10 protein-coding genes, 1 tRNA gene and 1 pseudogene are annotated in these 13,333 nt (G+C 46.8%); 7 read left to right on the forward strand and 5 right to left on the reverse strand.

The window, feature by feature from the left end:
• A pseudogene (locus tag PJF56_RS15000) lies at positions 1-412 on the reverse strand (RNA-guided endonuclease TnpB family protein); the annotation flags it as partial.
• A 203-nt stretch (positions 413-615) separates the two neighbouring features.
• Positions 616-703, reverse strand: a tRNA-Ser gene (locus tag PJF56_RS15005).
• Between the two features lie 151 nt (positions 704-854).
• On the opposite strand from PJF56_RS15005, the gene PJF56_RS15010 reads away from it, so the two are divergent.
• Positions 855-1,196 (forward strand): hypothetical protein, encoded by a 342-nt coding sequence (locus PJF56_RS15010; protein WP_283763497.1) that lies wholly within the window; start codon positions 855-857, stop codon positions 1,194-1,196.
• A gap of 97 nt (positions 1,197-1,293) precedes the next feature.
• A complete protein-coding gene (locus tag PJF56_RS15015) occupies positions 1,294-1,446 on the forward strand; it encodes a hypothetical protein (RefSeq protein ID WP_283763498.1) in 153 nt (50 codons plus the stop codon).
• A gap of 10 nt (positions 1,447-1,456) precedes the next feature.
• On the opposite strand, the gene PJF56_RS15020 is transcribed toward PJF56_RS15015, so the two are convergent.
• Positions 1,457-4,168, reverse strand: a complete 2,712-nt coding sequence (locus PJF56_RS15020) for an adenylate/guanylate cyclase domain-containing protein (protein ID WP_283763499.1) — start codon at positions 4,166-4,168, stop codon at positions 1,457-1,459.
• 159 nt (positions 4,169-4,327) lie between these two features.
• Here PJF56_RS15020 and purB point away from each other — a divergent pair, with 159 nt between their 5' ends.
• On the forward strand, positions 4,328-5,623 hold the full coding sequence (gene purB, locus PJF56_RS15025; RefSeq protein WP_283763500.1) for an adenylosuccinate lyase: 1,296 nt from the start codon (positions 4,328-4,330) through the stop codon (positions 5,621-5,623).
• On the opposite strand, the gene PJF56_RS15030 is transcribed toward purB, so the two are convergent.
• Positions 5,605-6,483: an SH3 domain-containing protein gene (locus PJF56_RS15030; protein WP_283763501.1), complete on the reverse strand. Its 879-nt coding sequence runs from the start codon at positions 6,481-6,483 to the stop codon at positions 5,605-5,607. The two genes, purB and PJF56_RS15030, sit on opposite strands and share 19 nt — an antisense overlap.
• Positions 6,484-6,815: 332 nt before the next feature.
• Positions 6,816-7,688, reverse strand: a complete 873-nt coding sequence (locus tag PJF56_RS15035) for an S-layer homology domain-containing protein (protein WP_283763502.1) — start codon at positions 7,686-7,688, stop codon at positions 6,816-6,818.
• Between the two features lie 263 nt (positions 7,689-7,951).
• Between PJF56_RS15035 and PJF56_RS15040 the strand changes: the two genes are divergently transcribed.
• From PJF56_RS15040 to PJF56_RS15055, 4 genes are all read left to right on the forward strand, one after another.
• On the forward strand, positions 7,952-9,787 hold the full coding sequence (locus PJF56_RS15040) for an NAD(P)H-quinone oxidoreductase subunit F (protein WP_283763503.1): 1,836 nt from the start codon (positions 7,952-7,954) through the stop codon (positions 9,785-9,787).
• A 21-nt stretch (positions 9,788-9,808) separates the two neighbouring features.
• Entirely contained in the window at positions 9,809-11,365 is a 1,557-nt protein-coding gene (locus PJF56_RS15045; protein WP_283763504.1) for an NADH-quinone oxidoreductase subunit M, read from the forward strand.
• A 126-nt stretch (positions 11,366-11,491) separates the two neighbouring features.
• Complete coding sequence (locus PJF56_RS15050) at positions 11,492-12,793, forward strand: CO2 hydration protein (protein ID WP_283763505.1); 1,302 nt, start codon at positions 11,492-11,494, stop codon at positions 12,791-12,793.
• Between the two features lie 65 nt (positions 12,794-12,858).
• A complete protein-coding gene (locus PJF56_RS15055) occupies positions 12,859-13,260 on the forward strand; it encodes a fasciclin domain-containing protein (protein ID WP_283763506.1) in 402 nt (133 codons plus the stop codon).
• The last annotated feature ends 73 nt before the right edge of the window (positions 13,261-13,333 follow it).

Genomic DNA, 13,333 nt, shown 5'->3' on the forward strand with positions numbered 1-13,333 from the left:
TCCCTTTTAACTTAAGTGTTCCAATCTCCTTTTTATCACTAAAATAAATAGTTTTAGGATTAATAAGCTTCCATCCTGTTGTTTTGTATTCAACAGAACGGGAAAACTTCTTAAACTGAGGATAGCCTTTTTTTCCTACTACTTTCTTTTTACAGTTCTCTAAGAAACGGGAAATAGAAGACCATGCTCTCTCAGCCGATGCTTGCCTTGCTTGGGAATTTAACTCACCAGCAAAATTAAAGTCGTGCGCTAAGACCCGACAATAAGCCGATAGGTCGTACTTGCCCACACCTTTGTTGTCCATCCAATACCTTAAGCATTTGTTACGGATGAATTGAGCGGTGCGGATAGCATCGTCTATAGCTTGATATTGTTTTGTTTTAGCCTCAACCTTAAATTCTAAGACAAACATTTACGCTAAGTTTGACAGAATAAACTTAGTTTAGCGCACTTAACGCTAAATTGACAACGGAAAAAAATTAACATCACGGCGGTTAAAACCGCTCGTGTCGCATTTCATCCCCCACTTAAAAGATGGAGGCTTTCATGCTCCCGCTATTTTCCCGTAAACCCGCCCCTACTTAATTGGGGTGGTTGTTCCAAACGGGTTATCAACGGAGAGGGGGGGATTCGAACCCCCGAACAGCTATTAACTGTTAACACATTTCGAGTGTGCCGCATTCAACCGCTCTGCCACCTCTCCAGGGGTTAGGTTTTATGGATCTTAACATAAAGTGGCAAGATCGATCCAAAATTCGTACAATCAGTTACTTAAAACCAGGCGATCGCCGATTATAGTCAAATCTATCAGCTCTCAAAGAGCGATCGTACCCTAAGATTGAGGAGAAAGGTCTATGAATTACACCTTTGACATTTTGGGGATTTCACCCATCCTACATTTTTTCAATCATCAACAAGAGAAAGCCACAGAAGATCCTCGCCAAGGAGCCGAGTATGTTGCCACCTATGAATGTACCCTAGACGCATTTCTGCAATCTGTTGAACCCGTTCCTCCCTCCAGGGGTTGGGAATTAGATCGAGTGGTTGATACAGTCATCCATTACTGGATGAACAACGCGGAAGGGATTCAACATTGGAAAGAGCGCTTAGACCGGGCTGGAAATGATAACCTACTGGTGGCGCGACTAGCAGATATCAAAGCCTTACAAGCCGAATTTGATTCCTTACTCGGTTAGCGCTTTGCCCTAGGCAATAGGGGGATAGGCAATAGGCAAAGATCCCCCCAAGCCAGACCCATTTTTAATTTCTAATTTTTAATTTTTAATTGATATCATGTCCCTCAAACGTCCCTATGTATTCAGTAGTCTTCTACTGTTAGCCCTGATCCTGCTCTTATTAAATCGACCATTTAACATTGTGGGGATGGCTGGACTCACGACTTTTGGTTTAGCCTATTTCACTAAGGGAATGAGACGCACATCTTAGCCGTAGCCACTCACGATCTGAGGGTTGGTTGATGTGCAACTAACCAGTAAGTATCCATTTCTCCTTTCCCTTTCACGAAAATTTTACCCCGTTTTTCCAAAACATATTGCTCTTTTAAGGATTCATAAACCGCTTCCGTCACTTGAATTTTCCCCGGTTCTCCAGATGATTCCATACGGGAAGCCACATTCACCGTATCTCCCCATAAATCATAGATAAATTTCTTCTTCCCAATTACCCCCGCAATCACCGAACCGATATGCATCCCAATCCGGATCTGGAAATCATCTCCCATGGGAGTTTTGAATTGACCCATATAAGCTTGCATAGACAAGGCCATCCGAGCCATAATATCCAGATGATTCGGCATCGGATCGGGCAATCCTCCAGCTACCATATACGCATCACCAATGGTTTTAATTTTTTCGAGTCCATAGGTTTCCGTCAGTTGGTCAAAGCTGGAAAACACTTGGTTGAGCATATCGACGAGTTGAATGGGTTGAACTTGAGCTGCAAGCGGCGTAAATCCGACAATATCAGCAAATAATATCGTCACGGATTCAAAATCTTCCGCTAGAGAGCTTTGATTGTGTTTGAGCTGATTGGCGATCGCCTCCGGTAGAATATTCAATAGTAGCTTTTCTGACCGCTCCTTTTCCTGTCTAAGCGCCTCTTCTGCTTGCTTGCGCTCCGTAATATCCCGGAATCCCCACACCCGTCCCATGATTTGATCGCCGACTTTTTGGGGACGGCTAAATTGCTCAAAGACTCGACCATCCTTAAACGGAATAATGCCAACCCCTTCCGCGTCTAGACTGTTCACCATTTCTTGTTGACGTTTCAGGAAAGCAACCGGATCTTCCACTTGCTGCGCTAGAAAATTACGCTGCTGTTGTACATCTTGAGAAGCTAACACTTCTGGAGTCACATTCCACATTTTGAGAAATTGATTGTTGTAGGCGATAATCCTCTCCGCGCGATCGACAGCAATAATACCATCAGCAATCGATTCCAATACCGCTTTCTGCAACGCCAGAGCATTTTCTAAGGCTACTTGAGCCTCTTTTTGAGGCGTAATATCTCGGACAACCCAGATTACCGACCAATCGGAAATGGGAGAAACATTCGCAGCAAACCAGTGTTTTTCTCCTTGGATATCCATCTGATATTCGACTCTCTGAGTCTCACCTATTTCTAGAACATGAGCAATGGTTTCTAAATGCCAATTAGCTAATTTTGGCTCCATAAACTCCCGGATGTTATGATTAAGTAAATCTTCCTTATGATGAACCAAAAGCTCCTCACTTCCGGAAATAATTTTTTCATACTCTCCCTGTCGATTAAACACTAAAATCAGTTCAGTCATGGCTTCAAACAAGCCTCGTAATTCCGCCTCAGCCGCCGCTAGAGATTCGGTTCTTTCAGCCACACGCTGTTCTAAATCTTTATTGCTTTGATCGAGAATCGAAAAGGTTTTAATAAGCTGCTCTGCCATACTATGAAAAGATAGGGCAAGTTGTCCTAATTCATCGGAGCGATCGGGTAATTCGGGAGAGTTCCAACTCCCGGCAGCTAGGTCTTGAGCGGAGCGATTTAAGGTTAAAATGGGATAGGTAACCCAGCGAGCAGTCAAGATACCAATGATTACAGCTAAAATTAAAGCGATTACACATAAGATAATGGTATTTTTTGTGTTGGCATGAATGCGATCCATAAAATCAGATTCTGGCACAACAATCACAATTAACCAATCTAAACCGTAGTCATCTTGCAAGGAAAAAACTTGTAAAAAGTTTGGCTCTCCTTGTACATCAAATTTTATTTTACCCGTATTTTTTATGTCTTCAAAATTGCCGAATCGATTTTTGAGAAATGCGGCAGAATCTTTAACGATCTGATTGTCGCTTTGGTCTACAGGAACTTGTTCCGCAGAATCTTGAATAAACAGTTGCTGATCCCGATTGGATGAGGCAACCAATTCTCCGTTGCGCTCCATGATAAAAATTTGTCCCGATTGACCAATATTTAAGTCTTGCAGAAATTGACTAATATTAGATAAGGAGACATCCACGCCTAATACGCCCTGAAAGTCCCCTTGACGATCGTAAACGGGTAAACTGGCTGTTAATCCTAAACTTTGGGTGGAGACAAAGGGATAGATATCACTCCAAACGGCTTTTTGGTTGGCTTTTGCTTTTTGAAACCAACCGCGAGTTCTCGCATCATAAGTAGTGGTCTCTAGCAGGTTTTGGCGGTTGCCTTCGCTATCGACGGAATATTTATAATAATCACCACTGACTAAGTTTTCAGTGACCCGAATAATGGACTGTCCATCATCTCCTTGACCGGATAGGATGATTCCACCTTCAGGAGTGCCAAAATAGATAAAGGTGACGGACTCATGAACTTGGCTTTGGTTCCAAAATCTCTTTTCTAGGAGTTGAGGAAAATCGAGATCGAGAATGTTTAAGCGAATGTCTTGGGCGTTGCTTTGATTAATTTGATGGGGTTCCTTAAGACGGTGGAGTAAGTCACCTTCTACGCGATCGCCAATTTCTGTCATTAATTGATCCGCTAAATCCTGCACAGCCTCCTGTCCAGCCCGATAGGAGAGATAACCGACAACTCCCACCGTGGCGCAGATTTGCACGACAAAAGGAACGACTAAAACCAGGCGCAAAGGAAGGCGTTTTAGGTATTGGGACGTTGCTTGCCAAACCATTGAGAGGATTGTGGAGAAGTGCAGAAAGAGGAAGAGAGTGACAAGGTTGACAGATGGGCCAATCTTGTCCTTAAAGTTAGCACACTCGATTCCACCCGATCGCCAACAAATGGCCCTTCAAGGGTAAAATAAGTCGTTGGTACTTCTGCAACACAAGCTGTGATTGAGCGTTATACTCTGCCCGAAATGGGCAAAATTTGGACAGATGACTTTAGGCTAAAGACTTGGTTACAAGTTGAAATTGCGGTCTGCGAAGCCCAAGCTAAACTGGGTTATATTCCGACTGAGGCCGTGGAGGAGATCAAAGCGAAAGCCAAGTTTGATCTCAAGAGAGTTTTAGAAATTGAAGCCGAAGTCCGTCATGATGTGATTGCCTTTTTGACCAATGTCAATGAGTATGTGGGGGATGCTGGGCGGTATATCCATTTGGGATTAACCAGTTCAGATGTTCTGGATACGGCTTTGGCTTTGCAAATGGTGGCCAGTTTGGATTTAATCCAACATCAGGTGGAGGAACTGGTGCAAGCGATTCGCTATCAAGCGGGCCAACATCGGGATACGGTGATGGTGGGCAGATCCCATGGTATTCATGCGGAACCGATGACCTTTGGCTTTAAGTTAGCGGGATGGTTGGCGGAAGTTTTGCGTCATCGCGATCGCCTTTGTCGTCTCCAGTCCCAAATTGCTGTAGGTAAAATTTCTGGTGCAGTGGGAACCTATGCCAATATTGATCCTAAAGTGGAAGAGTTGGCTTGTCAAAATTTGGGATTACAACCGGATTGTGCCTCAACTCAAGTGATTTCCCGCGATCGCCATGCGGACTATCTGCAAACTCTGGCCCTGCTTGCGGCCTCAATAGAACGGTTTGCGGTGGAAATTCGCAACCTCCAGCGCACGGATGTTCTGGAAGTGGAAGAATACTTTGCTAAAGGGCAAAAAGGGTCTTCTGCTATGCCCCATAAACGCAATCCCATTCGCTCGGAACGACTCACCGGTTTAGCTCGGATTATTCGGGGTCATGCGATCGCTGGTTTAGAAAATGTGGCCCTGTGGCACGAGCGCGATATTTCCCACAGCTCCGTCGAGCGGGTTGTTTTGCCGGATTCTTGTATTCTCATGCACTTCATGCTGCGTGAAATCATCAACCTGGTGAAAAATTTGTTGGTCTACCCCGAAAACATGAAGCGCAACATGAACGTTTATGGCGGGGTGATCTTCTCCCAACGGGTTCTCTTAACCCTGGTAGAAAAAGGACTACAGCGCGAAGAAGCCTATAAAATTGTCCAAGAGAGCGCTCACCAAGCTTGGAATAATCCTGATGGAGATTTTCGTGCTTTGATTAGTGAGCATCCCCAGGTGACTCAAGCTTTGTCTTCTGAAGAGCTGAACGCCTGCTTCGATCCCCATCAGCATCTGAGACACCTGGATCGGGTGTATCAACGGTTGAGTATCTGAGCGTATTCCTGAAGGGGAGTGATTTCCACAGACAAGGCATACTGCAACTGAGCATCATGGGAAACGACTTCTATGGTGTAGTCTCCAGAGGCGATCGGTTCCCCGATCCATTGCGGGCGACCTTCCTCAGTGGTGTCCCAGGGCTGACTCAATAGCTCCCCATCAGGACTGAGAATTCTCGGTATCGTCCCTTCCACGTTTTTCAGAGTTAAGGTTTTTCCGGGTGGAACATGGACGACATAACGGTGGACTCCAACGCCAACCATTTCTTCTTGAATGCTTACGGAAGCTTGGCGCGGGCCTAAATTTAACCGTTCTACTTTTTCATTACAACTGCTCGCCACATCTGAGCGTTGTACCCAACCTTTGGTGGGGTCAATAATTTCAAACCATTGGTCAGTGGCGTTCATAATGCTAATCCATCGTCCGGTTTCTAATTCGCCGACAATCTCTCCCTCTTTTTCTGGATGCGATCGCACATATAAGGGAGATTTTTCCGTAGACAGTTGGGCCATGCTAATTACACAGTATTCTAAGTCTCGAATTTCAGAGGGTTTAGAGTTATTTAGGGCTACTGGAGTCCAGTTTTCATGTAAATGGGGAGGAAGTAGAGATCCCGTTTGGGAAGTGTTATTCGGGTCTACCCAAGTGGCTGTTGTTTCAGTTTCTTCAGGTGCTGTTGTTTGGGTGGACAGGGTCTGGCTGGACACTCGGTCTGTTTCTTGGCCTCGATCGAGGGTTGCTTGCTGTTTCTCCGTAGCAGGCGATCGCCAATATTCTGAGGCTTCTAGGCCAAGGGCGGTAAACAAACCGGCCAACACTAGACCCATAACTTGGGGGCAATTTAAACAATTATACATATTATAATATCCTCTGATTCATCGGGACTGATACTATTACCGGTTTTGTCTGACAGCGTTTAGCTACATTGGCTTCTATTCTTGACACCATAACCGATCCTCTCCAGAACTGCAAACCCTATTCTGGCAATGATCCCCGGTTTTTTTTATTTTTTTATCCGTAGAGTTTTCGGAAGTAGCAGTTGGCAATAATACTATTTCTTGGCCCATCAAAAAAGGGTTTGGAGATCAAACCCTAGCTTTAGCTTATTTTAAGAATTTTTCCTCTAGGTATAGAAACCACCCAGATCGGGTTAATCGATGAACCCAGTTGTACCTTTTGCCTAGCACTTCTATTGCTCTCTAGAAATTTTGTCGTAGAGTCGCTTGAGCATCACCACCATTTCCGCCCGGGTAACCAGTTGGTTCGGTCGGAAAGTTCCATCTTGGTAACCACTAATCAAGTTTTCTTGGACGGCCCATTCCAGAGCGTCATAATACCACCGGCTTCGACCATCGGGAAATACATCTCTAAACATGCGCTTTTTCTCCGTTGCAAACATATAGCCAGAATAATAAAACACGCCATTTTCCACCAGACGACTAATATCGCCCACTCTGACGCGATAGTTATTAAACCGTTGGACTCCATAATAATTATCGATCATCACCCTGGCATAACTGGGATTTTGCCGATCCTGGGTCATTCGTACTGCATGGCCGTAGGTGAGATCGCCAAACGACGTTTGATCCAAAAACCCATCGGCGTTAAAATCCGCATTATATTGGGCACTCCCTCGATAACCCGTGACCACACTATAGCCTTTACCCAGGACTGAACCGAGTTGCGAACCGATCATATCCACCCGATAAGAAACAATTGTCTCTCGACGGTTATTCCACCATCGGCGCAACAAGTCTACAGCCTGATTAATATACCACCCCTCAGTATCGGAAAACCCGTAACGCCGGGCTTCCTGAATCAGTTGCCCAAAGTCCGCTAGACTAAATCGATACCCAGTTAAATCCGAAATTGCCCCAGCAGCCGCAAACAGGGTACAGGACATCGGATGCAGATCGAGTTGATTGTATTGGATTTGGCGATCCCAAAAGTTCGAGGGAGCAACGGGAACATCTTCCAAGACATTACCCAATCGCCAGTCTAAGGTACTATAGGCTTCCTTGGCTGCATAATAGCCATAAGGAACCGTTTGTTGTTGAGCCATAATTCCCTACGTTTGAGCCAAACTGATTTTAACCTGAGTTTGACCCAGAGTGATACAGCGCTATGGGCGGCAGAAGGGTAAAAAGTAGGCGATCGCCCCAGCCCGATTACGTTTGTTTTTTGATCGAGAAGACTTTATAATCCGTAAAGGTATAGACTTTTGGTAATGCAAAGTTGCAAAAATGAGGATAAACCTAATCCTCTACTTTTAGGTTGCTTAAGTCTAGCTTATGTTTTCCTCCCAAAGGGATCGCTGATTCACCCATGAACACCTTTAGTCAAACGATTTGGTTAGTCCCGATGTATGCCGTACTCGGTGCATTATTGACCCTTCCCTGGTCACCGGGTTTCATTCGTAAGACCGGCCCCCGGCCGGCGGGTTACATTAATTTATTGATGAGTTGTGCGGCTTTTATCCATAGCCTCCTCGGTTTACGGGAAGTGTGGGGTGCGCCTGCTCACTATTCCCTCAATTGGCTCCATGCCGCTAATCTGGATATTACTTTTGATGTGGAAGTTTCCGCCACCACCGTCGGCGCATTAGTGGTGATTTTGGGCTTGAATATCCTCACCCAAATCTATGCCATTGGCTATATGGAAATGGATTGGGGTTGGCCCCGGTTCTATGCGCTCCTGGCGGTGTTTGAAGCGGGAATGGCTACCCTGATGCTGACCAATTCCCTATTTTTCAGCTATGTGATGCTGGAAATCCTGACTTTGGGAACCTATCTGCTGATTGGCTTTTGGTTTAATCAATCTCTGGTGGTTACGGGAGCAAGGGATGGGTTCCTGACGAAGCGGGTGGGGGACTTGGTGCTGTTGATGGGTGTGGTCGCGCTCTATCCTCTGGCGGGAACCTGGAACTATGATGAATTGACAGTTTGGGCCAGCAGAGTCGAGCTGAATCCTAGTGTAGCTACCTTCCTGGGTTTAGCCCTTTTAGCCGGGCCGTTGGGTAAATGCGCCCAATTTCCCCTGCAACTGTGGCTTGATGAGGCTATGGAAGGGCCGATGCCAGCCACAGTCCTGCGAAATTCGATCGTGGTTTCTACAGGGACTTGGGTGCTGATTAAGATGCAGCCGGTTTTGGAGTTATCGCCTTTAGTGGTGAATACAGAAATTGCGGTGGGGGCGTTTACGGCGGTGAGTTGTGCGGCGATCGCCTTAGCCCAAGTGGATATTAAGCGGGTATTTTCTTATGCCACCAGTAGTTATTTAGGCATTGTGTTTATCGCCGTGGGCACGGGAAACAGCCAAGGAGCCTTAATGCTGCTGTTGACCTATGCGATCGCCATGGCCCTGATGCTGATGGCGGTAGGCGGTATTATCCTCAACAACGTTGCCCAAGATATTACCCAACTGGGTGGCTTGTGGTCTCGTCGCCCCATTTCTGGCATCTGCTATGTCGTCGGCGCTCTCTCGTTGGTGGCGGTTCCTCCCCTGGGCTGTTTCTGGGGATTAGCAGAAATTGCCAACGGTTTACCCCCAACCTTATTAACCGTTTTGTTGTTGGTGAATGGATTAACCGCCTGTAGTTTGGCGCGGGTGTTTGGACAACTGTTTATGGGTTCAATTACCGACTGGACAAAGCGATCGCCAGAAGGATTATGGGCCTTAGTGATGCCGATGATGATTTTACTCGGTATAGCGCTCCATTTGCCCCAATTATTGGCAGTTTTAGGACTATTACCGGCTTTAAGTCTGGTGACTCAACCAACTTCTATCTTCTTAGTTGGCTCGACAGTTATCGGTGCTGGCATAGGTTTATCCCTCTATGGGCGCGAAAGCGTACCTAAACCCATTCAGCTACCGGTTCGAGGGATTCAAGATTTCTTTGCCTATGATTTCTACACCGCCAAACTCTATAAGGTAACGGTGATTGCCATTGTCGGATTTATGGCGAAAGTCATTGATTGGTGCGATCGCATCCTAGTCGATGGAGCCGTGAATTTTGTCGGCTTGTTCACCCTCGCCAGTGGCGAAAGCTTGAAATACAACACCACCGGACAAGTGCAGTTTTATGCCCTGTCTATCCTCTTCGGTACACTCCTCTTTGGATTATTACTGGTTTATCCCTTACTTTCTGCCCTACCTCAATAACAATCAACCGTTGTCATTCCTATGCTATCAGCCTTACTCCTGATTCCTCTCTTAGGCGCGATCGCCATTGCCCTCTATCCTAAACCCCAATCGAGTCGGGCGATCGCCACTCTGACTACTCTCGCCAGTTTAGGGTGGAGCCTGTATTTACTCACTCAATTTGACCTCAACCCAAGCGGACTGAGCGGAGCAGAAATCCAATTTAGTGAATTCCATACTTGGATTCAACCCCTGGGACTCAACTATAGTGTCGGTGTCGATGGACTCTCCTTACCCCTACTGGTTCTCAATAGTCTTTTAACCCTTATCTCCCTCTATACCAACCGCAAAGATCTAGACCGCTCTCGGCTCCATGACAGCCTGATCCTGCTGATTAACGGCGGAATTTCAGGCGCTCTAATGGCCCAAAATCTGCTCTTATTTATCATCTTTTATGAATTAGAACTGGTTCCCTTTTATCTGCTGATCGCCATTTGGGGAGGAGAAAAACGGGGCTATGCTTCCACCAAGTTTCTGCTCTATACGGCCGTTTCTGGCTTAATGGTGATTACCGGATTCTTGGGGGTTGTCTTCCTAGGTGATACGGGTAGTTTTGAATTTAGCCATCTGCAAATCAATAACCTGGATCTGATTACCCAATTGCTGCTCTTGACTGCCCTACTGATTGGGTTTGCCATTAAAACTCCCCTGGTTCCCCTACACACCTGGATGCCAGATGCCTATGTGGAAGCCTCCCCCAGTACCACGGTGCTACTCGGTGGTGTTTTTGCCAAATTGGGAACCTATGGCCTATTGCGCTTTGGACTGCAACTGTTTCCCGTGGCTTGGCAAGCCATGGCTCCGGGTTTAGCGATTATTGGTACAGTGAGCGTGATTTATGGTGCTTTGAGTGCGATCGCCCAACGGGACATCAAACGCATGGTCGCTTACAGTTCTATTGGTCACATGGGGTATATCCTAGTGGCTGGAGCTGCGGGGACTGAATTAAGTGTTTTAGGGGCGATCGCCCAAATGATAGCCCACGGCCTCATTCTCGCCCTCCTCTTCTTCCTCGTCGGTATCGTCGAACAAACCACCGGAACCCGCGATCTCGACGTTCTCAACGGCCTAATGAACCCCATTCGCGGCCTACCTCTCACCAGTGCCCTGCTCATTTTAGCCGGAATGGCCAGCGCCGGTATCCCTGGGTTAGTGGGCTTCGCGGCTGAATTTGTCGTCTTTCAAGGCAGCTTCGCCACCTTCCCCATTCCCACCCTAATCTGTATCCTTTCTTCAGGATTAACCGCCGTCTATTTCGTCATCCTGATTAACCGCACCTGTTTCGGCAAACTAGACAACCAGAGAGCCTACTATGCCCGCGTCACCCTCAACGAACAATGGCCAGCCCTAGTCCTAACCGCCATTATCCTCTTTCTAGGCATTCAACCCAACTTCCTCTTGCGCTGGATGGAACCCACCACCACCCGCATTGTCGCTGAACTCCATCAACCCCAAGTTACACTAGCATTTGCCCCTCATCCCCCAACCCCCTTCGGCTTCGCTCAGGGCAAGCCTTCTCCCGCAGGAGAAGGGGAGTAGAAGTCCCTAACCCCTTCTTCCATGAGAGAAGAGGGATCAAAAGTCCCTCTCCCCTGGGAGAGGGATTTAGGGAGAGGGCATTCCCCATTCCCTATTCCCTAATTACCCATTCCCTATAAAAAAACCATGACTACAACCCTAGATTCATCAACCACAAAAATCCCTCCTTCAACCCACAAATACGCCGAAGTCATCCATCGCCTAGAAGCCGGTGGCTCCATGTTACCGGACACCCCAGAAAACCTAATGCAAATTATCGGCATTTATAAAGCCTATGCCGTGCCCATGGATTTCTATTGGCGGGATTTACTCTATATTGCCGAGCGCGTTTTTCTCGATCCTTTGCCCTTCTTTAAATACTTCTTACCCCAAGAATATTTAGACCTGCCCAATCACTATGCAGGAGAAACTGCCGATTTTCGCGTGTGGCAAAACGGAGAAGCCAGCGCCCACCCGGAATTATTAGAATTTATGGACAAGGGAGAACTGAAGAAAAAACTCCCCAAATTATTCCATCATCTCTGGCACGATCGCATTAACATGGAGTTCGCCGAAGCCTGTATGCGTGCCATGCTCTGGCATCAGGGAATGGGCGGCCAGTTTTATGACTACCTAGAGAGCGAGGAATATATCGCCAACTGCGACAAAGCGATTAAAGCCTACTTTAAGGGTAATCCTCTGATGTTGGGACTCTATAAGCTCTTCCCGCAAATGTTCTACGAGAAAGTGCGCGAGCTGTCCTATTACGCCAACTTGGGCTTATTCTGGGAAGTCATGGCTCCCGTCTTCTTTGAAATGAGCGATCTTTATGATGCCGGAGAGTTCAAAACCGTCCCTGATGCCATGAATTTCCTGGTTAATGGCATCTTCATTGCCGCCGGACGGCCCATTTATCACCATGTCTACATCGGCGATGAATGTTATGAAATTATCCCCAAATCAAAAGGGTTTATGTGGCTCTACGAAGCCGCTTTGCCCTATGTCGAAGCCGTGTTCTATCGCACCGCTCCCTTCCGAGGCACAAAATCCTATAACGCCCAAGCCAAACAAGTGCCAGAAGAGCAAAAAGACTTCCACTATGGCATCCTCTACGCCGATGTCTTCCCCGTGGGAACCGCAGGCATCCCCCCCACCCTGCTCATGCAGGATATGCTCCACTTTCTCCCCCCCTATTTAGAGGAGTATTACCAAAAATACTGTCGGGGTGAAGATGATATGCTGATTCAATTGGGCATCACCTTCCAGCGATCGATGTATAATGTTACCTCGGCGGTCATTCAAGCTCTAAGAGTGGCTCTCCTCTATCCCTTAGACGATCCCAACCCCGAACACCTATTAAAAAATCGTCAATTCTTTGAAGCGCAAATGGACAGATTTATGCGTCCAGAAGCCCGTTTATCTGACATTCAAAGCCAAGATTATCGTTAACTCCGCCCAGCCCAAGAAACCGGGTTTTCCCTATTGCCTATTCCCCATTCCCCATTCCCTAAAATATGCCTAACATTGTTGAAATTGCCGTTAGTAATGATGCCTTCTCGACTCTCGTCACTGCGGTTAAAGTAGCTGGATTAGTCGAGGCCTTGCAACAACCTGGGCCGCTCACGGTTTTTGCCCCCAATGATGATGCCTTTGCCAAGTTGTTACCGGGAACCGTAGAAAGTTTGGTACAGAATGTGCCCCAACTCCAACGTATTCTGACCTATCATGTGGTTGCCGGACGCTATACCACGGCAGAATTAAAAGAGCTAGAGAGTGTAACCTCTCTAGAAGGTTCCCCCATTCCCATTCGCTGTGGTGAAATTTTTGAAGTGAAAAATGCCACGGTTTTAGCCCCCGATATTGAAGCCAGTAATGGAATTATTCATGTGATTGATACGGTGATTTTGATGGGGTAATGTCAAGTCCGCTTGTTTCTGTCCGCGAAGCGGAAATACCCTAATTAAGGAGCTAGGGAGCGAGACGCTCCCA

Origin of the sequence: Roseofilum halophilum BLCC-M91 (genome assembly GCF_030068445.1) — a bacterium.
GTDB lineage: Bacteria > Cyanobacteriota > Cyanobacteriia > Cyanobacteriales > Desertifilaceae > Roseofilum > Roseofilum halophilum.